Source organism: Pseudomonas sp. GW823-FHT02E01 (assembly GCF_058797535.1).
In genome coordinates this window covers 170027-196586 of record NZ_JBXAJS010000003.1, presented here as the reverse complement: position 1 = coordinate 196586, position 26560 = coordinate 170027, and the positions used below count along the sequence as shown (strand labels likewise).

The following is a 26560-nucleotide window of genomic DNA, read 5'->3' as shown; positions in this document are numbered from 1 at the left end:
TTGTCTGCCTCATGCAGGTTGGCTTCAAAGGGTACGGCCGATGATTTCTTTCATGATTTCCGAGGTGCCGCCATAGATGCGGGCCACTCGCGCGTCGACCCAAGCGCGGCTGATTTTGTATTCGCTCATGAAGCCGTAGCCGCCATGCAGTTGCAGGAACTCGTCGAGCAGCTTGCCCTGCATTTCCGATCCCAGCAGCTTGGCCATCGCTGCGATTTCGGGCGTCAACTCGCCGCGCATCACCTTGGCCAGGCAGTCGTCGACGAACACCCGCAACATGGTGGCTTGGGCCTTGGCTTCGGCAAGCTTGAAGCGGGTGTTCTGGAAGTCGAGAACCGGTTTGCCAAAGACTTTGCGTTCACGGGTGTAGCCGATGGTTTCTTCCAGCAGCGTGTCGATCGATTGGGCGGCACGGATAGCAATGATCAAGCGTTCCCAGGCCAATTGGTGAGTCAGGTATTTGAACCCCATCCCCTCCTCGCCCAATCGATTGCCAACCGGCACCCGTACCTCATCAAAAAACAGCTCGGCGGTGTCCTGCCCTTTCAGGCCGATCTTTTCCAGTAGACGTCCCTTGGCGAAACCCGCACGGCTTTCTTCAACGCAGATCAAGGTCAGCTCTTTGGCCGTAGGATCAATCTTGGTGGCGGTCACCACCAGCCCGGCATTGCCGCCGTTGGTGATGAAGGTCTTCTGGCCGTTGACGATGTAGTCATCACCGTCGCGGCGCGCCGAAGTGCGCATGGATCGCAGGTCGCTGCCGATGCCTGGTTCGCTCATGGCGATCACGCCAATCAATTCACCGCTGACCATGCGCGGCAGCCATTGCTGCTTCTGCTCCTCGCTGCCGTAGGCAACGATGTAAGGGGTGACGATTTCCGAGTGAGTGGTAAAACCAACCGCGGTGGCGTTGGCTCGCGCCAGTTCTTCGATCATCACCGCAGAATGACCGAAGTCGCCTCCCGGGCCGCCGTATTCTTCGGGCACCGTGGAGCACAGCAAGCCGTTCTCGCCGGCCTTGAGCCAGACTTCCTTGGGCACGATGCCGTTCTTTTCCCACTCGTGCAGGTAAGGCACGATTTCGCGGTCCACGAAACGGCGGGCCTGATCACGGAACATGTTGTGGTCTTCTCGAAATACGCCACGCATCTTGCTTACTCCAGATCGATTCTTGTTGTTGGCACTGAGTAATCAGCGGTCCCGGTATTGCGGCTCGCGTTTGTCGACAAAGGCGGCCACCGCTTCCTGATGGTCTTCGGTGTGATGGGCGAGTGCCTGGTACGCAGCAGACAATTCCAGTAGCGAGTCGAGTCGCATATGTTGGCCTTCGCGCAGCAGGCGCTTGCACAGCCGCAACGCATGGCCCGGGTTGCTGGCGATCCGCCGCGCCAAGGCTTGCGCTTCCGACTGCAAGGTTTCATGGGTGCAGACCTGCTCTACCAGACCCCATTCCAGCGCTTTTGCAGCATCTATAGCGTCACCGGTAAACGCCATCAGGCTGGCTTTCGGGATGCCGATGATCCGCGGCAACAGCCAGGCGCCGCCGTCACCCGGAACAATGCCCAGGCGCACAAAACTCTCGGCAAAGATCGCCTTGGGCGCTGCCAGCCGGATGTCGCACATGCACGCCAGATCCAGGCCCGCACCAATCGCCGGGCCGTTGACGGCGGCGATCACCGGGATATCCAGCTCGTAGATCGCCAGGGGAATACGTTGAATGCCATCACGGTAGGTATTGCGCAGCTCATAAGGCGAGCCGGCGAAGATGCCGCCACGCTCATGCATGTCCTTGACGTTGCCGCCGGCACAGAAGGCGCTGCCATTACCGGTGAGCACCATGACCCGCACCGTCGGATCGCGACGTAACTGGGCACAGAGGTCGACAAATTCCTGAATCTGCTCGGGCGTCGTCAGGGCGTTGCGGGTTTCGGGATGGTTCATGCGCACGGTGACAACACCGCCATCGCGCTCAATCTGAAGAAACTGACTCATACCGGATCACTCACAAGTCGGGTTAATGATTGTTGGCCATGACCTGTCAGTAACGGCCAGTACCCCTCGCTGCCACCCTGGCAAACCCGGACGCCCAGCCGCTGGCTCCAAAGGCTGGCCGAGCCGAATTCGCTGCGCCACGCCCACAACCGCCGGGTGAGCAAATGCAAGGGGTATTCCTCGGTGAAGCCGATGGCGCCGTGCACTGAATGGGCAATGCCGGCGCCGACGCTGGCAGCTTCTGCGCTGCTGATTTTTGCTGCTGCAATGGTCAGCGCTGCGAGTCCTGAGCGGGATTCCACGAAGGCCGCCTCGGCGGCAATCCCGGCGGCGGCGGCTTGTTCCGCGAATACCGCCAGTTGCTGTTGAATGGCCTGGAACGAGCCGATGGTCTTGCCGAATTGTTTGCGTTCCCCGGCATAATTGGCAGTCATGTCCAATAGCGCATGCAATGCCCCGGCGGTCTGCGCCGCGCGCAGCATCGCGCCACCCAGCTCCAGGACATTGGCGTCGAACCCGTTGGGCAGCGGCACTTGCGCCAGTACCTGGGCGCTGGTGAAACCCAGGTCATCACGCGGTTCGCCAGCCACATTCAGACTGAGCGTGAGTTCGCTGGCAGTGCTACGCGATAGCAACACCACATGCGGAACACCCGTCGAGCTGTTGGCAATCGCGACGACCTCTTCGACATTGCGCCCCCAAGGTACCGAATAGGCGGTGCCATTAACGCGCTCGCCATCGAGCACCAGACTGGCATTGGCAGCCATGCTCAGCGCGCCAGCTCGCCCCTCCAGACCGGTCTTGCTCAGCAGCCAGTTGGCCAGCAAGGCCTCACCCAATGGGGCCGGAACGGAAAAGCGTCCGGCGGCACGCACCAGCACATACATATCAGCCCAACTGGCTTCGGCTCCGCCCAGCGCTTCGCTGACACCCGCCAAAGTGAAGCCCGACTCATCCAGCGCGGCCCATAAATCCGCCGGCCATTCCCCGCCCTCACAGCCCATTACATAAGCGGGCGTCGCCAAATCGGCAAACAGGCGTTCAATCGTCGTTTCAAATATCTCGCGCATTATCGCAACCCCAGGCCGCGGGCAATGATGCCGCGCAGAATTTCACGAGTGCCCCCGCGCAGTGAAAACGAGGGCGCCATCTGAGTCAGGTAGGCGAGCACGCGGGCATGCTCGCTGCCGCCGTCTTGCCGTGGCTCGGTTTCCAGCAGCAGTTGGGCCACCTCGGGGATTTCTTGTTCGAAGGCATTGCCGAGGTCTTTCACACAGGAAGCCGCCCAGGCTGGGTGCTCACCCGCTGCCAGCTGTGCCGTGACCGACAATGACATATTGCGCAGGGTCAGCAGCTTGGCCGAAAGACGCCCGATTTCTCGTGCCTGTAACGCGTTGGGGGTCTTGCCCAGCGCATCGATCAGGGTTTTCAGCAGCGCCATGCAGCTGAGGAACCGTTCTGGACCGCTACGCTCGAAGGCCAGTTCGGCGGTCACTTGTTCCCAACCTTTGCCTTCAGTACCGATCAAGGCATCAGCAGCCAACCGCACATTGTCGAAGAACACTTCGTTGAAGTGCTCGCCACCGGCCAGGTCGCGGATGGGCCGGATGGTGATGCCGGGCAGGCTCAGGTCGACGATGAATTGCGACATGCCCTCATGCCGGGCGGCCTGTTTTTCACCGGTACGCACCAGGGCAATCATGTACTGCGAATGGTGGGCGTTAGTGGTCCAGACCTTCTGGCCATTGAGCAGCCAGCTATCACCCTCACACACGGCATTGCTTTTGATCGACGCCAGGTCCGATCCGGAATTGGGCTCGCTCATGCCGATGCAGAAGTAACTTTCACCTCGGCAAATGGCCGGCAGGTAATGCTGCTTTTGTTGCTCGGTACCGAAGCGATTGATCAGCGGACCGCTTTGGCGGTCGGCGATCCAATGGGCCGACACTGGCGCACCGGCGGCCAGCAATTCTTCAATGATCACATAGCGGGCAAAAGGCCCCGCCTCTGCGCCGCCGTAGGCTTTGGGCAAAGCCATGCCGACCCAGCCTTTAGCGCCGAGTTTCTTGCTGAACCCGGCGTCGAAGCCCATCCAGGACTCGGCGCGCCGGGTGGGCGGGTAATCGGCCAATGTTTCGTGGATAAACTCCCGCACTTCTGCGCGAAGCGCCTCAGCCTCGGGAGGAATACTGCTGTAGGTAAATTGACTGATGGCCATATGCGCTCTCTAACGCTGAACACAGGCGCAATCGCTTCGAATGAAGCGACCACAGGACGGCAACCGCCCCCCGCAGTCGCCGTTGGCCGACGACTGCAGAGAACAGCGGCAACTTACAACGCGGTTTGCGCGTCAGCCTGGGCGAACATCGCGTTGATGTCGCCGGAAGTCACTGGTTTGTTGTCGTGACGACCATGGTCGGCGCCGCCCAGGCCCAGGGCCGGTTCGATGCTGACGTGTGTCGCCTGAGCACGCAGCGCGCCGACTGTGCAGTTTTCCCGACCGTGGATGGAGAACGGATCAAAGGAAAATTCGCGCATTGCGTTCAAGTGAGTGACCTTGTCGATCATTTCTTTTGGTAGGTGCTGCAACCCTTCCCACGCTGTTTCCGGCGAGTTCGGCCAGGTGCAGTCGGAGTGCGGGTAATCGCTTTCCCAGGTCACCATGTCGGCGTTCAGGTAGTCGAGGTTCTTCAGCCCGAAATTGTCTTCGATGAAGCAGGTGATGAAGTGCTTGTTGAAGATGTCGCTAGGCATCTTCCCGCCGAAGTTGGAGTTGGTCCACGCGTTGTGGTGACGGTGGGTGAAGTCAGCGCGCTCCAGCAGGTACGGAATCCAGCCAATGCCACCTTCAGAAAGAGCCATGCGCAGGTCCGGGAATTTCTTCCACATCGGCGCCCAGATCCAGTCAGCGGCGGAGTTGGCGATAGAAATCGGCATGGAGGTAATCCAGGCGTCGATGGGCGACATATCCGATGCGTGCTGGGCTTTAACGCCGGTGCCGATATGGCAGCAGATCACCACCTTGTTATCGCTGCAGGCCTTCCACAGTGGATCCCAGTAATCGCTGTGAATCGATGGGTAGCCGTGAATCGCCGGGTTGTCCGACATCGAGAGTGCATGCACGCCCTGTCTGGCCAGGCGCTCGACTTCGGCGGCAGCGGCTTTCATGTCCCACCACGGCACGATCATCAGGGGAATAAAGCGACCTGGCGCTGCGTTGCACCAGTCGTGCAAATGCCAGTCGTTATAGGCCTGGATAGCGGCCATCGACACATCGCGGTCAGCGTGGACCTGGAAGCGTTGCCCGGCAAAGCCCGGGAAGGTTGGAAAGCACAATGAACCGAGCACGCCGTTGGCGTTCATGTCGTCGACACGGTCCTTGATGTTCCAGGTACCACGGCGCATTTGGTCGTAGCCCAACGGCTCCATGCCGTATTCCTCTTTCGGTCGACCGACCACGGAGTTGAGGCCCATGTAGCCTGTGGCCTGCTCCTCGAAGACCCACACGTCACGATCGCCTTTCTTGACCACATGAGGTTCACGCCCCTTGAAGCGCGCAGGCATGTGGCGAGCAAAAGCATTCGGTGGCTCGATCGCGTGGTCATCGACACTGACGAGAATCAGATCTTCAACTTTCATTGTTTTCCCCTTCGCATTCGGGCTTGTTGTTGTGCCTGAATCATAGTGCACATCGCGACTTAATTAAACACATTTTTTGAATGTGTTCATATTAATTCCGGTGCGCGGAAAAACCCTTGAGGCAGAACGCGTTGAACCGCGGCAGGCGCAAGACCTGTCGCGGTTCAACCAGAGGATTTACAAGAGGGGTACGGACGCCGTTCAGTCCCACAACACATGCAGGTAATGCGGACCGCGCAGCTGTGCACCGACGATCTGGGGCCCCGGCTTGTCTGGGTCGAGGCGGATATTGGGCATCAAGTCGAGGATCGCATTCAGTGCGCAATTGATCTCGGTCTTGGCAACGAATTGACCGATACACATGTGTGGGCCAAAGCCGAAGCCAAACGAAGGTTTTGGTTTGCGGTCGATGTCAAATTTATCGGCGTTTTCGAACGCGTCCTCATCGCGGTTGGCGGAGGTAACGATACATTGCACCATTGCCCCTTTGGGGATCGGCACACCGCGAATCTCCAGATCCTTGGCGGCCTGGCGCACCTTGAAGGTGGCCACGGGCTCAAAACGCACCGCTTCATCGATGGCCTTGTTTACAAGGCTACGATCATTGCGCACCCGCTCCAGCACATCCGGATTTTGCAGAAGCAATGCCATCAAGGTTCCGAAGGTGCGGGTCGTGGTTTCGCTGGCAGCCGGGAGCAGTGAGCGCACGAAGGTGGTGATCTCATGATCGTCCAGGGAACGCCCTTGGTACTCGACGCCAATCAGCCGGCTGATCAAGTCATCCCCCGATGCGCCCGCAGCCCGACGTTCCGCTACCACCACTTTCACCACGTCATACAGCGCTTGTGCGGCGTCCATGGCAGCGCCACGGGCGGCGGCGGCCTTCTGCGGGTCGACTTGCGGACCGGCCAGGATTGCCAATGCCCAGGCGGCGTATTGCTCGATTTGCTCAGGGCGATCCTCAGGAAAGCCAATCAAGGAGTAAATCACCCGGATCGGGAAATACAGGGCGAAGTCCATCAGGTCGCCCCCTTTGGCGGGCACCATCGGCTTGATGTATTCCTCGCGAATAACCCGGTCGATCCTGGTTTCTTTCCAGCGATTGACCGTCTCCGGCATGAATACCGGTTGCAGCAGATTACGCATGCTCTTGTGGGCATCACCATCCATTGCCGTGAGGATCAGGCCATCGAAAAACGCACCCAGCCCTTCGGCGATAAAGCCACTGGTAAATGTACCGGCGTCACGCATGACGGCCATGACATCGTCGTATTTGAACAACGTGAAGGTGGGTCGCTCGGCATCCAGGCCGGCAATCGATGGCACGCCCAGACGGGCCATGAAGTTGTCTTGGAGCACAGGCGAATTGGCGCGCATCTCGCTGTAGGTCGCGTGAAGATCGATATCACTGGTGCCGCGATAATTGCTGGCGACGTCGGTAAATACCTTGGTCAGGTCGCTCTGTACCGGTGTGGACATGATCGTCTCCGTTGTTATTGTCATTATTTTCTGAGTTAGCCTGCAGAAGGCTATACCTTTCGGCTAATAATAGGCCTGAGCAGGACAGTATTGGACACTTTTCAATAATTCGATCAACTATTTTAGATGAGCGACCTGCTCAGTAGGCCTGTTGCACCAATGTCATGCGGCCACCGGCCAACATCAGCGCGCAGTACATTCCAAGCTCTACCACTTGGGCGGTGGAGAAAAACGCGCCCAGTTGAGTAAATTGCTCGTCATCGATGCTCAGGTAATCGCTGGCAAACAACTCGGCGTAGCGCAGCGCTGCACGCTCGGCTGGCGTGAAGTACTCGCTGTCCGTCGCCATGCACGCAATATCCTCATCCGTCACACGATCGGATTTGCGCGCCAGCTGGCAGGCCTTGCAGGTGGTGATGCTGGCAATCTTCAGCCGCACCAGTTCGCGCAAGCGCTCATCCAGCAGACTGTCGCTGTGCAGGCTCTCCATTAAGCCCAGCCAGGCCAACGCCACCTTTGGTCGATGTGCCCAGACCTGCACCGGCGTCGTAGAGCTGAGCATGCGACTGCTCTGACCACGCTCGACCGCGTCTTGCAACGCGGCCGGCATGGCATTCAGGGGAATCAACGGCAAGCGAGCCATCTCAATCGAGCCGTTCGATGATGGTCGCCGTGCCCATGCCACCGGCGCAGCAAATGGCTTGCAACCCATAACGCCCGCCACGGCGCTCGAGCTCATTCAACATCGTGGTCATCAAGCGAGCGCCGCTAGCCCCCAATGGGTGTCCGAGGGCAATGGCGCCACCATTGACGTTCAACTTACTGTGCGGCACACCGGTCTCCTGCATCCAGGCCAGCGGCACGGAGGCAAAAGCTTCGTTGACCTCAAACAGATCAATGTCATTGATACTCAGTCCTGCCTTGGCAAGTACCTTTTGAGTAGCGGCAATCGGGCCGGTGAGCATCAATGTCGGGTCAGAGCCGACTGTGGTGAAGGCCACGACACGCGCTCGTGCTTTGAGGCCGAGCTTTTTCGCGGTGTCGGCACTCATCAGCAGCAACGCTGCCGCACCGTCGGAGATCTGCGACGAGTTACCAGCGGTGATGCGCCCGGTGTCCGGACGAAAACTGGTTTTAAGTGTCGACAGTTTTTCCCGCGACGTATCACGACGAATGGTTTCATCGTGACGCAACACACCAGCGGGTTCCGACAGCTCTTTTTCGCGGAGTTCTTCAACCACCACCGGTATTGTTTCATTATCGAAATAACCGGCATCGCAGGCAGCCGCTGCACGCTGGTGACTGGCGAAAGCGAAATCGTCCAGCGCATCGCGGCTGAGCGCCCACTTGTCAGCCATACGCTCGGCCGCCTCCCCCTGACTGGTCAGCTCATAACGTTGCGCCGCCATCCAGCCAAATGCCGCGCCGTGGATCTCACGGTTACTGCCCATGGGCACGCGACTCATGTTTTCCGCGCCACCGGCCACCACAATATCGGCGGCACCCGCCGCGATGGCGCCAACGGCCATATGCACTGCCACTTCACCCGAACCGCATTTACGGTCGATAGTCAGCCCCGCAACGGTGACCGGCCAGCCAGCGCCGAGTAACGCCGTGCGGGCAATATTGGCGGACTGTTCGCCAATTTGCGTGACATTGCCGAAGATCACGTCATCGACCAACGTCGGCGAGACATCGACCCGCTCCAGCAAACGGCTGATCACCAACGACCCAAGGTGATCAGCGCGTACGCCGGAAAGGCTGCCGCGGAACTTGCCGATGGGCGTTCGTACCGCATCAACAATGACGATGTCTTTCATAGCGCACTCGCCTTGAGCCCTGAACCCGGAACTTGCTTACCCTCTTCATAACGGTAAACCCCGTGCCCGGACTTGCGCCCCAGTCGTCCGGCGGCGACCATTTTGATGATCAGCGGGCAAGGTCGAAATTTTTCGCCCAAGGTCTGGTGCAAATAACGCAGTACCGACAGCCGCGTGTCCCAGCCGGTCAAGTCTCCCAATTCCAATGGACCCATCGGGTGGTTGAAGCCCAGGCGCAGCGCCGTGTCGATGTCCTCGGCGGTTGCGGTGCCTTCCTGGAGCATCCACATCGCCTCGTTACCCAGCAGCGCAGACATTCGACTGGTGGTCAGTCCTGGCGACTCATTGACCACGATCGAGGTTTTATTGATCTGCTCGCACAGAATGCGAGTGCGCGCCACCACTTCATCGCTGGTGGCCAAACCACGCACCAGCTCCACCAGTTTCATTTTGTGCACGGGGTTGAAGAAGTGCATGCCGATCACGCGATCGGCACAATCCACCGACGCCGCAATCTCGGTCACGCTGAGGGCCGACGTATTGGTGGCAATAATGGCATCCGCCGCCAGCAGCGGCGCCGCCTGGCCAATCACCGCCTTCTTCACCGCCAACTGCTCGGAGACTGTCTCCACCAGCCAGTTGGCCCCCATCGCAGCTTCGCTCAAGTCGCTACACGTCAGCAGATTGGCCAGCGATTGCTGAGCTTGTTCTTCGCTGACCTTGCCCAGACGCACACCATCGGCAAGGATCTTTTCGATGCTTGTCCGGGCGCTCGTCAACGAGGCGGCATTGGTATCGACCAACAGCGTATTGAAACCTGCGCTTGCGAACGCATGTGCAATACCGGTGCCCATCAGACCGGCACCCACCACGACTACTTTTTCTTTATTGGCGTTCATGTTTGGCTCTCGATTAGGCGCGGTTCTTTTTACTGACCACATTGCGCAACGTGCCAATGCCTTCGACGCTGGCTTCGACCACATCGCCTTCCTTGAGGAACAAGCCGGTGCCCATCCCCACTCCCGCCGGCGAGCCGGTGAACAGCACGTCGCCACTGGCAAAACTCGAACGCTGTTGCACGAAGCGAATCAGCTGGCCAACATCCCAAGTCATTTCACCGGTAGAGCCGTCCTGACGCACTTCACCATTCACTTTCAGGGTCAGGCGCAAGCGTGGTGAGCCCTCGGGAAACTCATCCTTGGTCACGATCCAGGGCCCAAGACCGGTGGTCTGGTCCTGGCTTTTGGCGGCGAACAGGTCCATGCCGATACCTGCCGGCCCACTACGTTGCAGGTCACGCGCACTGACGTCATTGCCGACGGTGTAGCCGAGCACGCAAGCAAGCGGGTTTTCCAAGTCGATTTCTTCGGTGCCGATGACGGCCACCAGTTCAACTTCGTGATCGAGCTCTTCAGTCAACGGTGGAAAGCGGATCGAGTCATTGGCGCCAATCAGCGCGCCATAAGCCTTGAGAAAAGCCACTGGCTGAGCCGGTGCCTGCAATCCGAATTCCACCAGGTGCTTGGCGTAGTTGGCACCCGCCACTACCACTCGGTTAATCGGTTCAATCGGGGGCAGCAGGCGGACCTTCGACAGCGGCAGCGATGGCCCGGCAAAACGCACCGAACTGATACCGCGCCCGGCGGCTACCGCCGGTGCCCAATCCTTGAAATCACCGGAAATGGGTGTCACTTGATCTTGAGCGACATCCACCACAGCCCAAAAGACGCCGGTAGAAAAATACTCACATCGCGCCAGTTTCATCAGCCACCTACCTTGCCCAACTTGGCAGGATCCAGGTGCAGCAAGCGGCATGCGTTTTCATAACGGATCTTGCGCATGTCCGCATCGGACAACTTCAGGCCGTGGGTCAGATCGTGGCGCACGGCATCGCTACCGCCGAAGTTGCTGCCGTACAGCACATGGTCCGCACCGATGATGTCGACCAGAGCCTGGCGCATCGGTACTTCATGCAACTCTACGTCGAAGTAGAAGTTTTTCATGTACTCGAGCAGTGGCTTCTTGTTGTATTTGACGTCGAGGTTTTCATTGGTCTTGGCCAGGCGACCGAGCTGGTACGGGACATAACCGCCGCCATGGGTGATGTAAACCTTGAGGTCAGGGAAGCGATCCAGCACGCCGCCGCAAATCAGGTTCCAGAAACAACGGGTTTCGTCGTATTGCATGCCGACGATAGCGGTGGTTTCGTAGCGGTCGCTGTTAGCGTTCTTGCCCCAGGTAACGGACTGGTTATAGCCGTGTACAAAAATCGGCAGGTCCAGGTCACAGAGGGTTCTCCACACCACATCAAGTTCCGGCGAATCGAATTCCAGACCGCCGAAGTTGGCACCGCCAGCAACCAGGCCCTTGGCGCCCAGCTCTGTGCAAGCGTGACGTATTTCAGCCGCCGCCGCTTCAGGTGCATTGAGCGGTGCATGAGCCCAGAACATCAGGCGATCAGGAGCTGCGGAGCAGTACTCGGCCAGCGTGCTGTTGACGGTGCGGGCGAATGGCACGGCGAATTCGGCTTCAGTCCAATACATGTAGCAATGGGACGGGACGGAAACCACCTGCAGGTTCTGCCCTGCGGCATCCATACCGGCCAGGCGCACTTTTGGGTCAGCCCAGCGTGAAAAATACTCCTCAAGCTTGGGACCATTACCGGAGCGCACGGCAGCCTTACGCTCTGGCGACCCGAGACCAAGAATCCAATCACCTACACGCAGCTTGATATCGCCGTCGGCGTGTTGCTCGAAGAACGGCCCCCAGTGCGGGTGCTGGTTGTAATAGCCAGGGTGGGGTGCGTGGGCGTGTAGATCGATAAGCATGTCTAGGTACCTCGAAGTTGGCACTTTTTTATTGGTTATTGGCGCAGTGCCTTCACGTGACCAGGATCAAACTGCCGCGAAAGGGGAAGCCAGGGGCTCACTGCTAAGACCAGAGCTTAAATTTAAATTGAGCAGAAATCAAAAATCTGTTCAGATTATTTTCAAGGTGCGTGAAAAAGCCCGATCCAGAGCCTTCGTCAGATGTCAAAAACACTTCGAAGAGTCAAAAAATGGACACAGAAAGGAAAAATCGCGGCACGCAGGCGAGAGAAAATTATCAGGCGGAAACGAAAAGCCCCCGAAATACGGGGGCTTTGCCTATAGCGAAAGATTGTGGGTCGAAAGTTAGCGACGGGTGCGGGAGGTGGAACCCATGATCAAGGCACCGAGCAGTTTTTTCACCCGCACCGGGAACAAACGTCGCCCCGCCGCTTCCGGCACCAGGATTTCACTCAACACGTATCGAATGATCATTTCGCAGATCAGCTCACGGTCAAGACGGACCCCGAGGCGCTCATCCCAATCGTCGAACACGATGCCCAGGCCATCCTGAAAGCGCACGATCGAATCGTGGAAAATCCGTCGAAAGAAGCCCAGTGCGTAGTCAGGTGCAACCACCAACAACCGCCGGGCTCGACTCTGCTCAAGGTAGTTGTCGAGATAGGCAAACAGCGCGTTGAGGCGTGCTTCCGGGTCGCTGATATGGCCCAGCTCCTGGGACAGCGAACTGTGGAAACTTTCGCGTTTATGCCGGGAAAAGGTGTCGAGCAAGTCTTCCTGGGAGGCGAAATAGCGATAAAAGGTACCGCGCGAAACACCCGCGACCTGGCACACATCCAGGATCGAAATGCGATCCGCACCCGACATCAGCACCACTTCTTCAGTGGCTTTAAGAATGTTGGCAATGGTCTCTTCCGAACGGCGGTTCGGCTTGACCTTGGTGCCTACCACGCCATTGGCGGCGGTACGTCGCTCCACCGGTTTTACCGGAGCCGTTCCTGCATCAGGCAGCGATTTTTTTTTCGTTTTGGAGGCCGGCGTCGGCGCTTCTGCTTTCTGGGATGCGGCTTTTGGCATGGATTGACGGGCTCATTGAGAGTAAAGATAGGTCAACACTAGCACAGGATCTGTGCATAAATAAGATTTCATGTTCAACTTATTGCTAAAGACATTTTCATATTTTGTATTTAGAATCAAATTCTCTCATCAAAATAAAATCAGGCAAACCAGCAGCTTTAGGCGCCTAAAAGGAGAATATTCATGGGCAGCAGTGGCAATCCAGAAACTTGGGCAGTGGGAGAACGAGACACTGTCATCGAAGCGCTAAGTCGTGCAGTAGCAAGGCATCCAGACAAGATTTTGTTGGATTTCAGCGGCGAGTTATACACTTATGCTCAGGTTGACTCACTCTCAACCAAGATGGCCAACGCACTCGCTACCTTGGGCGTGAAAGCCGGTGAAACCGTGCTGACCATGCTCGATAACAACATCGACGCTGTCACCACCTGGCTGGCCATCAATAAGCTCTGCGCCGTGAGCGTGCCGATCAACACCGCGCTCAAAGGGGAATTTCTCCGGCACCAGATCGCCGATACCGGCACTTCAGTGGTGATTTGCGAAGCGGCCTACCTGCCACGCATCACGCCGCTCGCCGAACAACTGCTGGACGTCCAGCACATCCTTCACCGAGGCACGGCCGATGCGATCCCCGATTGCCGAATTCGCATTGCGCCGCTGGATGAATGGCGTGGCCATGACGCCACTCCACTCGCCAATAAACCGCAACCTTCAGACCTTGCCTGCCTGATTTACACCTCAGGCACCACAGGTCCTTCAAAGGGTTGCATGATCAGCTACAACTTCATGTGCAACCTGGCACGCCTGCAATTGCGCGCTGGCCCAGCCAGTGCCGATGATGTGACCATCACGCCATTGCCGCTGTTTCACATGAATGCGCTGTGCGTATCGATCATCGCCAGTATTCTGGTTGGCGCACGCGCCGCCATTCTCCCGCGATTCTCCGTTTCGAATTTCTGGCAGGAAGTGGAACGCTCCGGCGCTACCATCGCCTCGATCCTGGGTGGCATGGGCGGTCTCCTCGCCCAGGCGCCAGATAACGAAGCGATGCTGCGTTGTGTCGGGCAGATCCATACCGCTCGAGGCAACCCTTACACCGAAGAAACCAAAAAGATCTGGCGCGAGCGTTTCGGTACCAAGCTGGTGGGCGGCAATGGCTATGGCCTCACCGAAGCCTGCGTTATTACCTCATTGGCCGCCGGCGAGTACGCCGCGCCGGGCTCCTCGGGAAAACGCATTTCGGATTTCGATGTACGCATCGTCGACGACCTCGATCAGGAAGTAGCGCCGAACAGCGCCGGCGAAATTGTGGTTCGTCCGCTGCGTCCGGACATCATGTTCCAGGGCTACTGGCGCCGTCCGGAAGACACCCAGAAGCTGATGCGCAACATGTGGTTCCACACTGGTGACATTGGCAAGTTCGATGACGATGGCTTTTTCTACTTCGTCGATCGCAAGAAGGATTATCTGCGCCGCCGAGGCGAAAACATTTCCAGCTTTGAAATGGAAGCAGCCTTTGCTGTTCACCCGGCATTGGCCGAGGTCGCCGTACATGCGGTGCCATCGGATAAGGGCGAGGACGATGTGAAGGTCACAGCGGTACTGCATGAAGGCATGACACTGGATCCGGAGCAGCTGTTCCATTGGGCCACTGAATCGGTGCCTTACTATGCCCTGCCCCGCTATATCGAATTTCGCAGCAGCCTGCCGAAAAACCCGCAGGGACGGGTGTTGAAATACTTGCTGCGCGATGAAGGAAAAACCGCGACCACTTGGGATCTGGAAACCACATCGATCGTGGTTTCCAAAAAATAATCGTCTCTATCTGGCTGGAGTTGGCCATCCATCATAGAAAAAGCCCGCTTTGAAGCGGGCTTTCTCGTCTCTTGGGCCTGGTGTCGCCTTTGTAGGAGTGAGCTTGCTCGCGATGAACTTAAGGGACAACGCGCTCTACCAGAACGTACGCGTTATCGTTAACGTCCATCGCGAGCAGGCTCGCTCCTACATTGATCTGTTGAATTCAATACTCACGCACAGGAATGCCTTTAGGGCGAGAGTTATAACCCGGCAGATGCAGGCCTCCGTCGACGTGAATGGTTTCGCCCGTGATGAAACGCGACATCTCGGACGCGAGGAATACCACCACTGGGCCGATGTCGGCTTCAGGCTCGCCACAACGGCCCAATGGACGCATGGAAGCCGACATCTCGGCAAAGCCGGGGTTCTCTGCGGCGAGCTTGTGGAACGTGGCGCCCATTGCCGTGGGAGCGATGGCGTTGGTGCGGATGTTGAACCGCCCCCACTCGGATGCAGCGCTGCGGGTCAGCCCGACAATGGCCGACTTCGCCGTGTTGTAGTCCCCATGCAACCAGGCACCGATTTCGATATCGATAGAGTAGAAGTTGATGATCTTGCCACCGCCCCGCGCCTTCATATGAGGCAGCGCGGCTTTCATCGCCCACCATGCAGCCCACACTGTTGAGCCGAGGGTTTGCTCCAGCATGGCATCGGTTTTTTCTTCCAGGAGCACATTGGGGGTGGGCGCAAAGGCGTTGTTGACCAGGATGTCCAGCCCCCCGAATTGATCAATGGCCAATTGCACGGCGGCCTCGATGTCCGTTTTGCTGCACACGTCAGTCTTGATGAATACAGCCTGGCCACCTAACGCTTTCAGTTCGGCGACTACTGCCTCTCCACTGGCGACATCCAGTTCGGCGACCACCACGGCAGCACCCTCTTTGGCAAAGTTCAGCGCAATACCGCGCCCAATTCCGCCGCCTGCACCGGTAATCAGCGCAACCTGTTCATTTAGCAGTGCCATAGCCACTCCGTTTTTGTTTTTTTGTGAACATTATTGGTTATAGTGTCTAAATATAGCGTATTTCTTCAGGCTAAACAGTACTGGAACAAGGATATTGAGGATGACTGTATTTCGTCGCCGCGTAGACATCATTGCTCACCATGTCGATGGCACGGGTGAGGTCCGTGCGGCTCTGGAAGACGACTTTCACCACTTCCGTGTATGGGTTCGTCACCATGAAGGTGAAGTCACCGCCATTGGCGGTGAAGCGCTGCGTTATCCTTACTCCATGTGCCCGCAGGCTTGCGGTCAATTACAGCAGTTGCTGGGCATGAAGCTGGACTGTATAGCCCACTCAGTGACCCGGCAGGCCGACGCCAGTCATCAATGCACCCACCTGTTCGATCTGGCGGGTCTGGCCATTGCAGCTGCAGCCCGTGGCACTCTTGAACGTCGCTACGACATCAACATCGGCCAGCGCATCGCCAACCGTACCCGCGCCACCTTGATACGTGATGGCGATGAAGACCTGACCTGGGACGTCAACGGCACCATGATTGAAGGGCCATCTCCCTATTCAGGCATCAACCTTCGCGAAGGCATGGCACGCTGGGCGCTGAAGGCCCTCGGTGAAGAAGCCGCCGAAGCCGCCCTGCTACTTCGCCGTTGCACGTTGATCTCGATGGGACGCGCCTATAACCTGGACGAGCAGATTCACGCCGCGAACACTGGCCTTTGCTACAGCCAGCAACCCGAACGCGCCGAGCAGGCACTGCGAATGAAGGGTTCGACCCTGGATTTCAGCCATGAACAACTGAAGTTGTGCGCCGAGGACCAGGATTGGTTGGGGCAAAGGCCTTAGCCGCGCTGCTCCTGGTGCAAGAGCAGTGCGGCCAAGGCCCGCAAGACCCGACGATCCGGGTTCGCCCCGGACCGCCGATAGGACTCAGAGGAAGACGGCCAGATTGGGGGTTCCGAGCACCGCCTGGTCAAGGATGACTTCGCGCCGGGAAAGCTTGAACCCCGCCTCATGCAGACGCAGCACGTCACGTCGCTCGCCACTGATGATGTCGACATGGTGGTCGTTGAAACGGCTACGGGTCAGTAGCAGGTAACTGGTCACCACAAACTCATCGCTCTTGTCGGTTTCCTCGACAAACACGTTGGTCACCAGGCGTCGGGTACGCGAGGGAGGATCTTCCGCCCAGGCGCTTTTACCGGACAGGCGCAAAATGCGGCCCATGATCGAACGGTAGTCATCGTGGTAGTGCTGAACACTGCGCACGATGGTGGTTCTGAGCTCGGACGCCACGCGAGTCTGGCGCAGCGGTACGGTATACACCAGGTCGGTGTCCAGGCGTTCGGCCCACTCCTGCAGGCGAATCTGGTCGAGCAGCGTGGCTTCCTCGTAGAGAAAGGTCACCACATCGTTGTAGATCGGCGAGCCCACCGGCACCCGCTTGGTGCCGACTGGGGAACCCGGCTGGATATCCTCCACGCCGCGTTGTTGAACCTGAGCCATGAGTCATTCCCTCACTTTTATTCTTGTACTTGTTAATGCTGTTACCGGCGATTGCGACCCGCAAGGACCGCAATCGAACCAGGGCCAACAGGCGCTTATTGCTCGTTCGGTGCAGTCATCAGCTCGTGCCAGTACAACCACCAGTGCCACTGGGTATCGTCCTTGGTGAAGCCTTCGTTGACGATGCCAGGGCCCGGCCAACCCTCGGGTGCTCCTGTTTCGAAGCAAGCCTGGTATTTCAGCGTGCTCTTGCGGCCCATCGCGCCTTTGGCGGCCAGGGTCATGTGCGGCCAGGTATCGGAGTCATCCTGCTCGACCATGCCCGAGGTGCCGAACAACTGGATGGTTTGCTTGAGCATCTTGTCGCGCAGTTCAGGGGATGCGTCTTTCTCGGCAAACACCCAGTTGACGAACTCCAGCTTGTCTGGCCCGCGAGGCACGTAGGCGTGCAAGGTCATCGAGCCGACTACGCTGCCATCGGGCTGCGGAATGTAGACGAAGCCGAAAAGAATGTTCGGGAACATCCCGCCGACTTGCGGCGGCATGCTGGTCAGCACTTTCAACTGATCTTCAGTCAGATTGCGTGCCAGCTGTTCGACCATGTCGGCAGTCATGCCGGCAGGCGGCAATGCCTCCAGTTTTTGCTGCACGGTCAGCTCGGCCGGGTCGAGGCCGGTCAGGCGCTTGATCTTGCGCGCCAGGTCGATGCAGCGCAGCGCATGGCCGTGGGGCGAGCTGATTTCCACGCCGATCATTTCCGGACTGAGGTCGGCTGTTTCGCCCTCACCTTTCTTGGCGTAGTTACCCACTTCGCCCAACCAACGGTGCAAGGTCAGGGTGTGGAAACCATCGGCCGCCGATTGCTCACCCGCGGTTTTCCAGTTGGCGTTGACGATAAAGCGCTGGGGTGGGCCGAGCACTTCCATGCCCTTGTCGGAACGACAGAACAGCATGTCGTAGTACCATTTGGCATCACCCAGGAACTCGTCAAACGACGGTCCTTCAATGTTCCAGGTGGCAAATACCAGGCCGCCATACAGCGTGACCCGGGCTTTTTTCAGGCCCAGTTCTTCCTTGGGCAGCATTTTGCCGTGCATGCATTCACGCTCGACCGGCGAGCCGATGAAGTCGCCATTGGGGCGGAAAGCCCAGCCGTGATAGATGCACTTGTGAATTTGCGTGTTGCCGCAGTCGGCAGTGCTGATGCGCATCCCGCGGTGCGGGCACACATTGAGGGTCACGAACACCTCGCCCTGCTTGCCACGGGCAACAATGACCGAATCAGACCCCATGTCACGGACCATGAAGTCGCCGGAATTAGGAATTTCCGATTCATGACCCAGCAATACCCAGATCTTGCCGAAGATTTTTTCCATTTCCAGATCGTAAATTTCGTGGTCAGACAACACACGCATTTGCACTTCACGGCTGGATGGATAGATGAGGTCCGAGACCTTGGTTCCATCCGACAATACGGGGCTTGTTCTTGTTAGCATGCTTGCCTCCTAATCAGAGTGTCACGACAGTGGTTGCAACGAAATATAAGACACTTTTTCTATTTTTGTACATAGAATTCACCTTCTTTTCGTAAGTGAATTCTTTCGCCATTCAGGTAACCGTCAATCCTTGCTCGGCGCCTTCCCCACTTGAGTGCGCAGTACACCGATGCCGTCGATCTCCAGCTCAACCACGTCGCCAGGTTTCAAATAACGCAGTTGCTCCAGGCCGCAGCCGTTGCCGACCGTGCCGGAGCCCAGGAACTCGCCGGGGTACAAGGTTTCTGAGCGCGACACGTGGGCAATCACGTCCTCGAAGCTCCAGCGCATGTCGCGGGTATTGCCGCGCCCCCACTCCTCCCCGTTGACCCGGGCAACCATATTCAGGTCGTAGGGATCACCCAGTTCGTCTGCGGTCACCAGGCACGGCCCCATGATGTTGGCCGTGTCGAAATCCTTGCTCTTGGCCGGGCCGAGCATGCCGGGCATTTCCAGGGCCTGTGCGTCGCGCGCGCTCATGTCGTTGAAGATGGTGTAACCGACGATATGCGAACGGGCGGTTTCACGACTGATGTCCTTGCCGCGCTTGCCGATGTAGCAACCGAACTCCAGTTCGAAATCCATTGCCCGACTGAAGCTCGGCCACTGGAATTCGTCGTCGATGCCGATCACCGCAAAACGGTTGCCCTTGTAGTAGATGGGCTGCTTGTTGAAGGTTTCGATCACCCGGTCATCGGCGCGAGTGTTCATCGCCTTCAAGGTCGCTTCCGGATCCTCGGTACGCAACGCCCGGGCGCGACGGGCCGCGGCGAAACTCTGGCGCAGGTGCAATTCGAAGCAGGAGCAATCGCGCATCTGCGGTGGCGGCTGGATCGGTGCGCGCAGTTTCACACTGGCGCGCTCCAGCACTGCCGCCGAGGGGGCCTTGGCCACCAGGGAGCGGGCCAACTCCAGCGCAGGCTCACCGCCTTCCACCAGAGACAGAATGCTGCTCAGTGCCGGGGTTTCGCGGCTTTCCAGCAAGCGGTAGGCGATTTGCAGGTCGAGTACCTGCTGGTCCTGGTTGAGCAACGCACCCGCACGATCAAAGCCCTCGGCGTCGCTATAGGTCACCAGTCTCATACGCGTCCACTCACTGGCAACAGCGCACCGGTTACTGCCGCAGCATCGTCCGACAACAGAAACGCAACCACCGCCGCCAATGCATCCGGGGTCACCCAGCGGCGGCTGTCGGCTTCAGGCATGTCGGCACGGTTGGCAGGAGTATCGATGATGCTTGGCAGCACGGCGTTAACCGTCACGCCACGATCCTTCAGCTCTTCGGCCAAAGCCTCGGTCAACCGGGCGACGCCGGCCTTGGAAGCAGCGTAAGCGCCCATGCCTGTTGCGGCTTTGACCGAGGCCAGCGCTCCCACGTTGACGATGCGTCCTGCCTTGGAGGCCAGAAGCTGCGCCAGCGCCGATTGGGAACTGACCACTGCGGTACGCACATTCATCTGATAGAGGCGATCCCAAGTCTGCAGGCTACCCCCTTCGACGGTCTCCCAGGCAAACCCGCCCGCGACGTTGACCAAACCATCAATGCCGCCCCACTGCGTGGCAATCTGCTCGAACGCCGCACTGGCCGACTCGGTCGAAGTCAGGTCAACACCGCCCAGGCACAGCAGGTTTTCCGTGTCCAGCAAGGCGGCAGGCGCCTCGCTGCGATCCAGCAATGCAACCCGGGCGCCACGCGCCAGCAGGAATTTGCCAAGTGCGCTGCCGAGGGCTCCAAACCCGCCGGTGACGACTACCCTCTTGTCCAGTAATGACTGGGACATCGCGAAATCCTCTTGTTGTTGTTTTACGGCGCGAAGGTTCGATTCGTGCCTTCGTCGGTACGTATATATGACACTTTTAGAAAATATGTACAAATGATACCGTATGACTTCAAGTCAAACATTCACCTGCGGACCGCTGATGCCTAGAAAACTTCCTGCACTCAACGCCGACAACCGCGCCTTCTGGCAAGGCGGCGAACGGGGCGAACTGCTCGTTCATCGCTGCGCGGCCTGCAGCCGGTATTTCCATCCACCCGCCCCGCTTTGCCCGCATTGTGCAAGCTTTGAGGTGGCGCCAGAGCCGGTGTCCGGCAAAGGCAATGTGCTCAGTTACACCATCAATTACCAGGCCTGGGCCCCCGACCTGGAGGTGCCCTATGTGGTCGCGATCATCGAGCTGGTGGAACAACCTGGCTTGCAATTGGTGAGCAACGTGGTGGGCATTCCGGTCACGGATGTGCATATCGAAATGCCGGTACGGGTCAGCTTCCTCAATGTCGAGGATGTCTGGTTGCCTCTGTTCGAGAAGGATCAGTGATGTTCGATCATCGTTATGAAAAAGACGTCGCCATCACCGGCATTGGTCAATCGGAAGTCGGGCGACCGTCGAACAAGTCGGCGATGCGCCTGACCCTTGATGCGTGCCTCGAGGCCATTGCCGACGCTGGCCTGCAGCGTAGCGACATCGACGGTGTGGCCTGCTGGCCAGGCGACAACAACAATGGCGACCCGTTTTCGCCGATTGGCCCGAGCGCTCTGAAAAGCGCTCTAGGGCTCAACGTCAACTGGTTCGGCGGCGGCTATGAAGGGCCTGGCCCGCTGACTGGCGTGATCAACGGTGCCATGGCGATTGCGGCGGGGCTGTGTAAACACGTGCTGGTGTTTCGCACCATCACCGAAGCGTCAGCCCGCATGGTGAACAAACAAGCCAGCGCCTTGACCAATAAAACCCAAGGACGTGACAGCAGCTACGCCTGGCAGTGGTTCACGCCATTCAATGTGCTCTCGGCCACTAATCTGATGGCGCTGTACGCCCAACGTCACTTCCATGAATACGGCACCCGTGCGGAGCAACTGGCGCAAATCGCCCTAACGTGTCGCCAGAACGCCATGCGCAACCCCAAGGCGGTGTTTCGCACACCGATGAGCATGGACGATTACATGGCGTCGCGGATGATTTCCACGCCGCTGCGCATGTTCGACTGCGACGTGCATTGCGATGCATCGACCGCCATCGTCTTGTCGCGCCGCGATATCGCTCAGGACCAGCCGAACAAACCGATCCGCATTGAAGCCATGGGAGCTGCATTGAACCAGCCCTGGTCATGGGACCAAATTTCCCTGACCAAAATGGCCGCTTTCGATGTTGGCCAGATGATGTGGGCACGCACTGACTACACCCCGCAGGACGTCGAATCCGCGCAGCTGTATGACGGTTTTTCGATTTTGACCATGATCTGGCTCGAGGCCTTGGGCCTGTGCCCCGTCGGAGAAAGTGGTGCATTCGTCGAGGGTGGGACGCGCATCGCGCTCGATGGCAGCCTGCCAATCAATACCAATGGCGGGCAGCTATCCGGCGGGCGCACCCATGGCCTGGGTTACGTGCATGAAGCCTGCCTGCAACTGTGGGGCCGTGCCGAAGGGCGACAAACCCGTGAACACCGTGTCAGCACGGTGGCAGCAGGTGGCGGCCCGCTGGGGGGCAGCCTGCTTCTGGTACGCGAGTAACGGCGCGCTTCAGTAAAGTACGCCGGCCACTTCGCTGCAGAACTCGATCAGTGCCTTGCCCAGCTCGGCAAGGCCCTCTTCATCGCGTTGCCCGCGGAACATCACCGCGGAGACGGTGAAGTCGATGCTGTTGGTCGGTGAGTACACTGGCGCCGCGACGGCAAGAATCCCACCCGAAAAATGCCCGTCATCTACTGCCCAACCACGCTCGGCGGCGACCCGGACTTCTTCCCGGAAAACCTCCAGCGACAGCGGCTGGGCCCAGCGAATGGTTTCGAAACTGCTCTGCACTTCGGGATCGTCGAGGTCGATCTGAGTGGCGAACAAACGCCCGCTGGCGCCCATCAGAATCGGCAGGCGCTGACCTTCGGCCATATCGATGCGGACATCAGTCGGGCTGGCAGCGGAGCTGACAATGACGATGCGGTCAGGGCTCATCTTGCGCCAAAGGGTGATGGTTACCCGCTGGCGCGCGGCCAGGTTCTGCAGCAGGGGTTTGGCCATCTGCACGCGGTGGCCTTGGGTAACCAATTGTTCAACCAGACGCGCCAGGCCCAGGCCCACGGAGTAGCGCTTGGACATGGCACTGAAGTCGACGACCTCCTCTTGCACCAGCGTGCGCAGGATGTTGAAGCAGGTGCTGGGATTGATCTTCAGTTGTCGGGCGATGTCCACCGATCGTTCCGGTGTGCCCACCTGGCTGAGGTAACGCAGGATGCGTATCGCGTTGGAAACGGGCTTGACGAGTGTTGCGCCGGTTGATTTGTCGTTGTCGTTGACGTCAGTGAAGTCCATGCCCAATCCAGTCACTTTATAGTGTCGCCATTCTAGCCTGAGAATGAATTGCGCCGTAAAGTTTTGTCTGGGAATTATTCGAACATTTCAGTCGGATTGTCTGACCAGAGGCTGATGGATCAGCCGGCGGGTTTGCAGGTCCTCGCGACGAAAACGCTCGATGAGACGCTCCTGGGCATGGTCAGCCTGAGTCACCCGTGTCTGCTGGCGCAAATACTCCAGCCAGGATTCGACAATAAATCGCTCGCTGTAGAGCTGCGGGTTGGCCATGTCGCGGTACAGGCGCCAGTTCTGCGCACCGTTGCGCCGGCGCGCCTTGCCTACTGCGTATACGGCAGCCAGGAAGTCGTCGCAGTCCGGCGCCGTCACCTGGTACACGATCTCCACCGAGACCGGTCCATCGGCATGGGTCACCGGGCTGGCCAGCTGGAGTTTGTCGGTCAATTGCACCTCGGCAAAATCTGCCTCCTGACCCAGCTCCACACGGCCGTTACGGGTCAGCAGAATGCCGACCAGCAACAAAAGCGTCGAGAGCAGCAGGCTCTGGCTCAGCCCCAGATACTCGGCCAGCGCACCCCAGATCGCACCGCCGGCGGCCATCGAACCCATGAGGATCAATACATAGACCGATGCAACCCGGGCGCGCACCCAGTTGGCGGCGTACGTTTGCACAACCGTGGAAATGGTCGCATTGACCGCCATCCACCCAAACCCTGCAAGCAACATCATCGCGCAGACCCCATAGCGATTATGGGACAGCGCGGCAGTGAGGGTCGCGAGGGCAAAGGCAATGACGCCGCACACCAGCAAATGCCGCATATTCAATACGCGGTACAGACGCGGCAAGTTGAGCGCCGCCAGCACGGCACCCGCTCCAAGAAACGCCATGAGCAAGCCATAACCACCGGCGTCCATGCCCAATTCCTGCTTGGCCACCAATGGCATCAATGCCCACAAAGCGCTAGCGCTGCTGGTGAATACCAACACCTGCTTCATGGCGCTGAACAATACCGCCGAATGGCGGATGTAACGCAGGCCACTGCGCATGCCTCCGGTCAGGGTTTCCGGTGGCAAGCCCACGGCTGGCGGGTTGGGTACCAGGCGAAAGAGGAAGAGCAGCACCGAGAACATGCACAGCGCGATGGCCAGAAACACCGAAGTGGTGTTCCAGTAAGCAATCAACGCACCGGCCAGCGCCGGCCCCAAAGCGCGGGTCGCGTTGATGGAAATGCCGTTCAACGACACGGCCGCCGGCACCTGGTCGCGGGAAAGTACACCGACCATGGTCACCATCCACGCCGACATTCCCAATGCACTGCCGGTACCCAGGACAAAGGTGAACGCCAATAATCCCCAGGTTTCCAGGTGAGCGCTGTACGCCAACCCGCACAGCACCAGCGCGGCGAACAGCATCATGCACTGCGTAATAATGAGCCAACCGCGACGGTCCACCCGATCGGCAATCACGCCACCCGGAAAGGCAAACAGGAAGACCGGCAGGGTCACAGCGGTTTGCACCAGGGAGACCATCGCCGCAGACGTGGTCAATGTGGTCATGATCCACGCAGCAGCGACCGTCTGCATCCAGATCGCCATATTGACCACAGCGCCCGCCAGCCATAGGCCGCGGAACGCTCTATTGCGAAACGGCGCCCACGCCGAACCCTCGCTCATCATCACTCCTCAGCGTCTATACCGGTCAAAATCAGGGGTTTACTTATCCAGCGGCTGGCCCAGTCGCCCCACCGCGCGCGCGGGGCTCAGCTGGCGTGGTGCTGCAATGGTATTGCGCAGTCGGCCGATGCCTTCGATTTGCGCCTCGACCCGGTCACCCGACTGCAAAAAGCGCCCGCTTTCCAGACCCACCCCGTGGGTGGAACCGGTAAACACCAGGTCACCCGGCCGCAGACTGATACGTGCATCCAGATAATTGAGCAACTCATCCAGGCTAAAAATCATCTGCCGGGTGTTGTCTTGCTGGCGCAGTTCATCGTTGACACTCAGGCGCATCTCCAATGCCGGCTGCCCCGCTACACCCAGTTCATCCACCGTGACAATCCATGGCCCCACCGGAGTGGCGCGATCCATGGCTTTCTGGGTCAACAGGTCCAGGCGCCCAATCTGCTTGCCGGCATCCCGCGCACTGATGTCATTGCCCACCGTGTACCCCAGCAGACAGTCGCTGGCATGAGGCTCATCCAGCAACGGGCGGCCCACGACAGCGACCAGTTCCACCTCGTAATCGAGCTGGGTGGTCAGCGGCGAATAATCGATCTCGTCATCAGCACCGACCAGCGCTGACTCAGGCTTCATGTACGCCAGCGGGTGCGCCGGCGCATCACTGCCCAGGCGCTTGAGGTGGCTCAGGTAATTGAGGCCCACACCAAAAACCCGACTGCCCGGCTCCAGCGGCGCAAGCAGACGTGCAGCCGACAACGGTAACCATTCGTCAGCAAGGTCGAGGATGTCTGGTGCAAGCTTCGCCCCCAACCCGGCCCACTGGGCGAATGGCGCATTGATCCGCCTAAGCCGATCCGACTGCGCATCCAGCAACGCCCAGAACGCCTGCCCGGCTACCTCGACCCGCGCCAGGCGCATCTCAGTGTCTGGCCAGGTAGATGGGCAGATACTCGGCGTCGAGCACTTCTTCCGGTGTCTTGACGCTGGCCCCGAGAATCGGGCCGACCATTTCGTGGCCCCACAGGCTGAGTTTTTCCGGGTTCAACTCATAAGGGTCGCCTTGCCATGGCTCGATTTCCGCAATGGTCTCGAAGGCAAAGCCGGACGGGTTGAAATGGTAGAACGACAGGTGCGGATCCTGGGCATGCTGACCGAGGGTCATCATCATCGGCAGTTCGCGCTGGCGCACGATGTCGTAGGTTTCACCGACATCACGCACGTTGCGCACAAACAGCCCGACATGTTGCACGCCCATGCGTCCCGGGCCGTGGCCATAAGCGATGTCGTGACTGGTGTGATGATTGAGTTTGGAGCGGAAAAATCCGGTGCGCCCTTTGCCCGCGCCGGCGCCATACCAGCTGAAGCCCATGACGTTGAGCAGGAAGTCTTCCAGTTCCGGCGTGTAGTCCGGGGTGATCAGCACCACGTGGCCTGCCCCACGTTCGTCGGCCAGGAAACCACTGTGTGGACGCCCTGGCTGGAACGAGCGCGGCAGCCATTTTTGCCCGTAAAAGAGTTCGTGCTGATACCCCACCGGGTCGCGGAAGCGCACCAGTTCGCGAACACCACGCTTTTCACAGAGCTGAGCATCGCCACGGGTGAATTCGACATTGGCCGCGGCCAACTTCTTGATGCCGTCCTCGAACGCCATGCGCCCCACCGCTTCCCAGCCGATATAGGCAATTCGGTCAACTTTACCCGGATGGAACGCCAAACGATGACGGCGATCGTCGATTTTGAAGTACAGTGACTCAGGGTCACTCTCGGGATTCTTGCCGATACCAAAGCCCATCACCTGCGGGCCGTACTCACGCCACGCCTCGAGATTGGGGGTTTCGAAGCCCATGTAACCGATACCGATGATGTCCACGTTATTCACCTTGT

25 protein-coding genes are annotated in these 26560 nt (G+C 58.8%); 4 read left to right on the top strand and 21 right to left on the bottom strand.

Going from position 1 to position 26560, the window contains the following annotated elements:
* Nucleotides 1-24 precede the first annotated feature (24 nt).
* The 12 genes from AC1RDQ_RS08210 to AC1RDQ_RS08155 all read right to left on the bottom strand — a co-directional run bounded on the left by AC1RDQ_RS08210 (nt 25) and on the right by AC1RDQ_RS08155 (nt 12835).
* A complete protein-coding gene (locus AC1RDQ_RS08210) occupies nt 25-1149 on the bottom strand; it encodes an acyl-CoA dehydrogenase family protein (protein ID WP_057715076.1) in 1125 nt (374 codons plus the stop codon).
* 42 nt (nt 1150-1191) lie between these two features.
* Nucleotides 1192-1992: a crotonase/enoyl-CoA hydratase family protein gene (locus tag AC1RDQ_RS08205; protein ID WP_057715077.1), complete on the bottom strand. Its 801-nt coding sequence runs from the start codon at nt 1990-1992 to the stop codon at nt 1192-1194.
* Complete coding sequence (locus tag AC1RDQ_RS08200) at nt 1989-3062, bottom strand: acyl-CoA dehydrogenase family protein (RefSeq protein ID WP_057715078.1); 1074 nt, start codon at nt 3060-3062, stop codon at nt 1989-1991. Before AC1RDQ_RS08200 ends, AC1RDQ_RS08205 begins: the two co-directional genes overlap by 4 nt.
* Nucleotides 3062-4210 carry an acyl-CoA dehydrogenase family protein gene (locus AC1RDQ_RS08195; RefSeq protein ID WP_057715079.1) on the bottom strand — a complete coding sequence of 383 codons (1149 nt, stop codon included), beginning with the start codon at nt 4208-4210 and terminating at the stop codon, nt 3062-3064. The genes AC1RDQ_RS08200 and AC1RDQ_RS08195 overlap by 1 nt, the downstream gene beginning before the upstream one ends.
* A 113-nt stretch (nt 4211-4323) precedes the next feature.
* Nucleotides 4324-5631, bottom strand: coding sequence for an amidohydrolase family protein (locus AC1RDQ_RS08190; protein WP_057715080.1), 1308 nt, complete (start codon nt 5629-5631; stop codon nt 4324-4326).
* 201 nt (nt 5632-5832) lie between these two features.
* Nucleotides 5833-7110, bottom strand: a complete 1278-nt coding sequence (locus AC1RDQ_RS08185) for a cytochrome P450 (protein WP_057715081.1) — start codon at nt 7108-7110, stop codon at nt 5833-5835.
* Nucleotides 7111-7249: 139 nt separating this feature from the next.
* Nucleotides 7250-7753, bottom strand: a complete 504-nt coding sequence (locus AC1RDQ_RS08180; protein ID WP_198530241.1) for a carboxymuconolactone decarboxylase family protein — start codon at nt 7751-7753, stop codon at nt 7250-7252.
* Nucleotide 7754: 1 nt separating this feature from the next.
* Nucleotides 7755-8930 carry a thiolase family protein gene (locus AC1RDQ_RS08175; protein WP_057715082.1) on the bottom strand — a complete coding sequence of 392 codons (1176 nt, stop codon included), beginning with the start codon at nt 8928-8930 and terminating at the stop codon, nt 7755-7757.
* Nucleotides 8927-9829, bottom strand: coding sequence for a 3-hydroxyacyl-CoA dehydrogenase (locus AC1RDQ_RS08170; RefSeq protein ID WP_057715083.1), 903 nt, complete (start codon nt 9827-9829; stop codon nt 8927-8929). Before AC1RDQ_RS08170 ends, AC1RDQ_RS08175 begins: the two co-directional genes overlap by 4 nt.
* A 13-nt stretch (nt 9830-9842) precedes the next feature.
* Nucleotides 9843-10694, bottom strand: coding sequence for a fumarylacetoacetate hydrolase family protein (locus tag AC1RDQ_RS08165; protein WP_057715084.1), 852 nt, complete (start codon nt 10692-10694; stop codon nt 9843-9845).
* The gene (locus AC1RDQ_RS08160) at nt 10694-11758 is read right to left on the bottom strand and encodes an amidohydrolase family protein (protein ID WP_057715085.1); all 1065 of its coding nucleotides are present in this window, start codon (nt 11756-11758) and stop codon (nt 10694-10696) included. The genes AC1RDQ_RS08165 and AC1RDQ_RS08160 overlap by 1 nt, the downstream gene beginning before the upstream one ends.
* Nucleotides 11759-12103: 345 nt before the next feature.
* Nucleotides 12104-12835: a TetR/AcrR family transcriptional regulator gene (locus tag AC1RDQ_RS08155; RefSeq protein WP_057715086.1), complete on the bottom strand. Its 732-nt coding sequence runs from the start codon at nt 12833-12835 to the stop codon at nt 12104-12106.
* Nucleotides 12836-13018: 183 nt separating this feature from the next.
* Between AC1RDQ_RS08155 and AC1RDQ_RS08150 the strand changes: the two genes are divergently transcribed.
* On the top strand, nt 13019-14650 hold the full coding sequence (locus AC1RDQ_RS08150; RefSeq protein WP_057715087.1) for an ATP-dependent acyl-CoA ligase: 1632 nt from the start codon (nt 13019-13021) through the stop codon (nt 14648-14650).
* Between the two features lie 205 nt (nt 14651-14855).
* Here the strand turns inward: AC1RDQ_RS08150 and AC1RDQ_RS08145 are convergent, their stop codons facing one another.
* Nucleotides 14856-15656, bottom strand: coding sequence for an SDR family NAD(P)-dependent oxidoreductase (locus AC1RDQ_RS08145; RefSeq protein WP_057715088.1), 801 nt, complete (start codon nt 15654-15656; stop codon nt 14856-14858).
* Nucleotides 15657-15756: 100 nt separating this feature from the next.
* Between AC1RDQ_RS08145 and AC1RDQ_RS08140 the strand changes: the two genes are divergently transcribed.
* Nucleotides 15757-16497 (top strand): DUF2889 domain-containing protein, encoded by a 741-nt coding sequence (locus AC1RDQ_RS08140; RefSeq protein ID WP_057715089.1) that lies wholly within the window; start codon nt 15757-15759, stop codon nt 16495-16497.
* Between the two features lie 84 nt (nt 16498-16581).
* Here the strand turns inward: AC1RDQ_RS08140 and AC1RDQ_RS08135 are convergent, their stop codons facing one another.
* The 4 genes from AC1RDQ_RS08135 to AC1RDQ_RS08120 all read right to left on the bottom strand — a co-directional run bounded on the left by AC1RDQ_RS08135 (nt 16582) and on the right by AC1RDQ_RS08120 (nt 20473).
* The gene (locus tag AC1RDQ_RS08135; RefSeq protein WP_057715090.1) at nt 16582-17157 is read right to left on the bottom strand and encodes an aromatic-ring-hydroxylating dioxygenase subunit beta; all 576 of its coding nucleotides are present in this window, start codon (nt 17155-17157) and stop codon (nt 16582-16584) included.
* Nucleotides 17158-17252: 95 nt separating this feature from the next.
* Nucleotides 17253-18653 carry a Rieske 2Fe-2S domain-containing protein gene (locus AC1RDQ_RS08130; RefSeq protein WP_057715091.1) on the bottom strand — a complete coding sequence of 467 codons (1401 nt, stop codon included), beginning with the start codon at nt 18651-18653 and terminating at the stop codon, nt 17253-17255.
* Nucleotides 18654-18776: 123 nt separating this feature from the next.
* The gene (locus AC1RDQ_RS08125) at nt 18777-19775 is read right to left on the bottom strand and encodes a fumarylacetoacetate hydrolase family protein (protein WP_057715092.1); all 999 of its coding nucleotides are present in this window, start codon (nt 19773-19775) and stop codon (nt 18777-18779) included.
* A complete protein-coding gene (locus tag AC1RDQ_RS08120) occupies nt 19772-20473 on the bottom strand; it encodes an SDR family NAD(P)-dependent oxidoreductase (protein WP_057715093.1) in 702 nt (233 codons plus the stop codon). The genes AC1RDQ_RS08125 and AC1RDQ_RS08120 overlap by 4 nt, the downstream gene beginning before the upstream one ends.
* A 139-nt stretch (nt 20474-20612) precedes the next feature.
* Here AC1RDQ_RS08120 and AC1RDQ_RS08115 point away from each other — a divergent pair, with 139 nt between their 5' ends.
* Together AC1RDQ_RS08115 and AC1RDQ_RS08110 are read left to right on the top strand one after the other, a co-directional pair.
* Entirely contained in the window at nt 20613-21011 is a 399-nt protein-coding gene (locus tag AC1RDQ_RS08115) for a Zn-ribbon domain-containing OB-fold protein (protein ID WP_057716619.1), read from the top strand.
* Nucleotides 21011-22201, top strand: coding sequence for a thiolase family protein (locus AC1RDQ_RS08110; RefSeq protein WP_057715094.1), 1191 nt, complete (start codon nt 21011-21013; stop codon nt 22199-22201). Before AC1RDQ_RS08115 ends, AC1RDQ_RS08110 begins: the two co-directional genes overlap by 1 nt.
* A gap of 9 nt (nt 22202-22210) precedes the next feature.
* Here AC1RDQ_RS08110 and AC1RDQ_RS08105 read toward each other — a convergent pair whose 3' ends face one another.
* From AC1RDQ_RS08105 to AC1RDQ_RS08090, 4 genes are all read right to left on the bottom strand, one after another.
* Entirely contained in the window at nt 22211-22996 is a 786-nt protein-coding gene (locus AC1RDQ_RS08105) for an IclR family transcriptional regulator (RefSeq protein WP_057715095.1), read from the bottom strand.
* 87 nt (nt 22997-23083) lie between these two features.
* Complete coding sequence (locus AC1RDQ_RS08100) at nt 23084-24670, bottom strand: MFS transporter (RefSeq protein WP_057715096.1); 1587 nt, start codon at nt 24668-24670, stop codon at nt 23084-23086.
* A gap of 39 nt (nt 24671-24709) precedes the next feature.
* Nucleotides 24710-25594, bottom strand: coding sequence for a fumarylacetoacetate hydrolase family protein (locus AC1RDQ_RS08095; protein WP_057715097.1), 885 nt, complete (start codon nt 25592-25594; stop codon nt 24710-24712).
* 1 nt (nt 25595) lies between these two features.
* On the bottom strand, nt 25596-26546 hold the full coding sequence (locus tag AC1RDQ_RS08090; protein ID WP_057715098.1) for a VOC family protein: 951 nt from the start codon (nt 26544-26546) through the stop codon (nt 25596-25598).
* Between the last annotated feature and the right edge of the window lie 14 nt (nt 26547-26560).

Bases quoted from the DNA above. Each gene is read 5' to 3' on its own strand.
- AC1RDQ_RS08180 (WP_198530241.1), bottom strand. From the start codon at position 7,753: ATGGCTCGCTTGCCGTTGATTCCCCTGAATGCCATGCCGGCCGCGTTG.
- AC1RDQ_RS08160 (WP_057715085.1), bottom strand. From the start codon at position 11,758: ATGCTTATCGATCTACACGCCCACGCACCCCACCCTGGCTATTACAAC.
- AC1RDQ_RS08140 (WP_057715089.1), top strand. From the start codon at position 15,757: ATGACTGTATTTCGTCGCCGCGTAGACATCATTGCTCACCATGTCGAT.
- AC1RDQ_RS08195 (WP_057715079.1), bottom strand. From the start codon at position 4,210: ATGGCCATCAGTCAATTTACCTACAGCAGTATTCCTCCCGAGGCTGAG.
- AC1RDQ_RS08110 (WP_057715094.1), top strand. From the start codon at position 21,011: ATGTTCGATCATCGTTATGAAAAAGACGTCGCCATCACCGGCATTGGT.
- AC1RDQ_RS08120 (WP_057715093.1), bottom strand. From the start codon at position 20,473: ATGTCCCAGTCATTACTGGACAAGAGGGTAGTCGTCACCGGCGGGTTT.
- AC1RDQ_RS08135 (WP_057715090.1), bottom strand. From the start codon at position 17,157: ATGGCTCAGGTTCAACAACGCGGCGTGGAGGATATCCAGCCGGGTTCC.
- AC1RDQ_RS08205 (WP_057715077.1), bottom strand. From the start codon at position 1,992: ATGAGTCAGTTTCTTCAGATTGAGCGCGATGGCGGTGTTGTCACCGTG.
- AC1RDQ_RS08210 (WP_057715076.1), bottom strand. From the start codon at position 1,149: ATGCGTGGCGTATTTCGAGAAGACCACAACATGTTCCGTGATCAGGCC.
- AC1RDQ_RS08190 (WP_057715080.1), bottom strand. From the start codon at position 5,631: ATGAAAGTTGAAGATCTGATTCTCGTCAGTGTCGATGACCACGCGATC.
- AC1RDQ_RS08115 (WP_057716619.1), top strand. From the start codon at position 20,613: ATGCCTAGAAAACTTCCTGCACTCAACGCCGACAACCGCGCCTTCTGG.
- AC1RDQ_RS08095 (WP_057715097.1), bottom strand. From the start codon at position 25,594: ATGCGCCTGGCGCGGGTCGAGGTAGCCGGGCAGGCGTTCTGGGCGTTG.
- AC1RDQ_RS08175 (WP_057715082.1), bottom strand. From the start codon at position 8,930: ATGAAAGACATCGTCATTGTTGATGCGGTACGAACGCCCATCGGCAAG.
- AC1RDQ_RS08130 (WP_057715091.1), bottom strand. From the start codon at position 18,653: ATGCTAACAAGAACAAGCCCCGTATTGTCGGATGGAACCAAGGTCTCG.
- AC1RDQ_RS08100 (WP_057715096.1), bottom strand. From the start codon at position 24,670: ATGAGCGAGGGTTCGGCGTGGGCGCCGTTTCGCAATAGAGCGTTCCGC.
- AC1RDQ_RS08170 (WP_057715083.1), bottom strand. From the start codon at position 9,829: ATGAACGCCAATAAAGAAAAAGTAGTCGTGGTGGGTGCCGGTCTGATG.
- AC1RDQ_RS08150 (WP_057715087.1), top strand. From the start codon at position 13,019: ATGGGCAGCAGTGGCAATCCAGAAACTTGGGCAGTGGGAGAACGAGAC.
- AC1RDQ_RS08155 (WP_057715086.1), bottom strand. From the start codon at position 12,835: ATGCCAAAAGCCGCATCCCAGAAAGCAGAAGCGCCGACGCCGGCCTCC.
- AC1RDQ_RS08185 (WP_057715081.1), bottom strand. From the start codon at position 7,110: ATGTCCACACCGGTACAGAGCGACCTGACCAAGGTATTTACCGACGTC.
- AC1RDQ_RS08165 (WP_057715084.1), bottom strand. From the start codon at position 10,694: ATGAAACTGGCGCGATGTGAGTATTTTTCTACCGGCGTCTTTTGGGCT.
- AC1RDQ_RS08125 (WP_057715092.1), bottom strand. From the start codon at position 19,775: ATGAGACTGGTGACCTATAGCGACGCCGAGGGCTTTGATCGTGCGGGT.
- AC1RDQ_RS08145 (WP_057715088.1), bottom strand. From the start codon at position 15,656: ATGGCACTGCTAAATGAACAGGTTGCGCTGATTACCGGTGCAGGCGGC.
- AC1RDQ_RS08200 (WP_057715078.1), bottom strand. From the start codon at position 3,062: ATGCGCGAGATATTTGAAACGACGATTGAACGCCTGTTTGCCGATTTG.
- AC1RDQ_RS08105 (WP_057715095.1), bottom strand. From the start codon at position 22,996: ATGGACTTCACTGACGTCAACGACAACGACAAATCAACCGGCGCAACA.